Genomic DNA, 2,011 nt, shown 5'->3' on the forward strand with positions numbered 1-2,011 from the left:
GTTCCCTGACGGCAGTCACGGCTACATCCGTACTGATCGTCGGTGTGATGTGTATTACGACCTGCCCCCGCAGGTGAAAATTGAGGCCCGTAATGAATTGCAGCAGAAGGACGAAGAACATGGAATTTAAAGGAACACCCGGCCCATGGACACATTCAGACAGTTACGGACTTCACGAAACAATCGGTGGTTCTATTCATGGCGGAGGGAATACACTTTGCCATGTCATGGGAAAAGGCATCTGGAAGGGAAAGGCGACGGCTAATGCGAAACTGATAGCGGCAGCACCTGAGATTCTGGAGCAATTAATCAGGCTGAGAAATAAAATCACTGACTACGATCCCGACGACGATGACCATTTGCATATTGTCGACGCAGTAATCAACAAAGCACTTGGCCGCGAATAGCAGCCCTGCTCTCTTTCACAAAAATTGATTAAGCATAATCAGTTTTATTCCGCCACGGTGATTACCATGATGCCAATACCATTACAGGAGAAAGCATCATGGAACCGTGGCAACCAGGACAACAATTACTGACCGACTTTGATATTAAATTAGGCCGACTGGCTGCCAGTGTAAAAAACAGACCATGCACTCCGGCAGATATTAAACGCTCATGCGATACAGTTGACCTGATTATCTTATCGATAATGAGGCAAGACCATGACGAGAAACAACAATGACTTTTTTACAGTTAACGAATTCGCCATAAAAACAGGACGCGGAGAAGAAACCGTCAGGCGCTGGATACGTCAGGGCATTATTTACCCTGCCCCGCAATTTGACGGATATCAGTATCGAATCCCCGGAAACGCAAGAAAAATTACCAATTTTGAAAAATTAAATCCCAGCGTTCTTTTAAAAAAAGAATCCGGCCTGTTAAAAAGGATTAAAACAGATGGCAAGAAATCGAAATACAGTAAACAAAGGGCTTCCGCCTAATTTGTATCTGCGTAATGGGTATTATTCATATCGCGATCCGAGAACAAGAAAGGAATACGGCCTCGGACGTAATAGAACACTGGCGATTACAGAAGCAATTCAGGCCAATATTGAATTACTTGGAACGGGGGATAGTCTGGTGAGCCGAATTAATACTGAATCAGTAATCACTGTCGGTGAATGGTGTGAAAAATACGATTTAATTATCCAGCGGCGCGGCCTGAGCAATATAACTCTGAGAAATAAACGGCAACTACTTAAAGCTATTCCTGACGATATGCGGAAGATGCCTGTTACCCAAATTTCAGTGAAAGACATTGCTAATTTACTTTCTGATTACGTCGAAAAAGGGGCCGCATCAATGGCAAAGGTACTCAGATCGGAGCTGCGTGATTTATTCCGCGAGGCTATGGCTGACGGGCTGATTACGACTAATCCAGTAGAGGGTACACGAAACCCCAGAACCAGCGTTTCCAGATCACGGTTATCTTTCGAGGAATATGGTGCCATTTTATCCGATGCTAAAAATACAAAGCCAGCATGGTTTGTCCTCATGCTGAAAGCCGCACTCGTTACAGGGCAACGCCAGGGGGATTTGTGCCGGATGCATCAAGACAATATTAAGAACGACAGATTGTATATTGAACAGAGTAAAACAGGCGCGAAACTGTCTATACCTCTCGATCTGGAAATACGAGGAATAAAACTCAGGGATATAATTAATCAATCAGGAAGTGGCTATTTGTTTTCGACCGCAAGAGATAAAGCGCCTGGAGAACAGGTGGTCAGAAAACACTTTCAGTCCTCACGCAATTCAATCGGTATCCAGTGGGATGGTACGCCGCCATCATTCCACGAAATACGAAGTTTATCGGCAAGACTATACGCAGAAGAGCGCGGTTTAGATTTCGCCAAACAGCTTCTCGGACATAAATCCGTGGCTATGACAGAGACTTATCGCGATAGTCGTGGAGGATGGAACGAAATAGTGTTATGATTTAATAGTGAATAATAGTGACAATCAAGTTTTAATTCATTGATATATAAGGGTTAAAAAAGTGAAGCGC

General features: G+C 44.1%; 4 protein-coding genes. All 4 read left to right on the top strand.

Annotated features, from left to right (window positions below; genetic code table 11):
* Window positions 1-119: 119 nt before the first annotated feature.
* The 4 genes from N7387_RS21090 (at window position 120) to N7387_RS21105 (ending at window position 1,941) form a co-directional block, all read left to right on the top strand.
* The gene (locus tag N7387_RS21090) at window positions 120-407 is read left to right on the top strand and encodes a hypothetical protein (protein ID WP_279800926.1); all 288 of its coding nucleotides are present in this window, start codon (window positions 120-122) and stop codon (window positions 405-407) included.
* Window positions 408-505: 98 nt separating this feature from the next.
* Window positions 506-685: a hypothetical protein gene (locus tag N7387_RS21095; RefSeq protein ID WP_279800927.1), complete on the top strand. Its 180-nt coding sequence runs from the start codon at window positions 506-508 to the stop codon at window positions 683-685.
* The gene (locus N7387_RS21100; protein ID WP_279800928.1) at window positions 666-944 is read left to right on the top strand and encodes an excisionase; all 279 of its coding nucleotides are present in this window, start codon (window positions 666-668) and stop codon (window positions 942-944) included. The genes N7387_RS21095 and N7387_RS21100 overlap by 20 nt, the downstream gene beginning before the upstream one ends.
* Entirely contained in the window at window positions 901-1,941 is a 1,041-nt protein-coding gene (locus N7387_RS21105; RefSeq protein WP_279800929.1) for a tyrosine-type recombinase/integrase, read from the top strand. Before N7387_RS21100 ends, N7387_RS21105 begins: the two co-directional genes overlap by 44 nt.
* The last annotated feature ends 70 nt before the right edge of the window (window positions 1,942-2,011 follow it).

Source organism: Morganella sp. GD04133 (genome assembly GCF_029835375.1).
Taxonomy (GTDB): Bacteria; Pseudomonadota; Gammaproteobacteria; order Enterobacterales; family Enterobacteriaceae; genus Morganella; species Morganella morganii_B.

Excerpts from the sequence above, each read along its gene's own strand:
- N7387_RS21105 (WP_279800929.1), top strand. The coding sequence starts at position 901 with ATGGCAAGAAATCGAAATACAGTAAACAAAGGGCTTCCGCCTAATTTG.
- N7387_RS21100 (WP_279800928.1), top strand. The coding sequence starts at position 666 with ATGACGAGAAACAACAATGACTTTTTTACAGTTAACGAATTCGCCATA.
- N7387_RS21095 (WP_279800927.1), top strand. The coding sequence starts at position 506 with ATGGAACCGTGGCAACCAGGACAACAATTACTGACCGACTTTGATATT.
- N7387_RS21090 (WP_279800926.1), top strand. The coding sequence starts at position 120 with ATGGAATTTAAAGGAACACCCGGCCCATGGACACATTCAGACAGTTAC.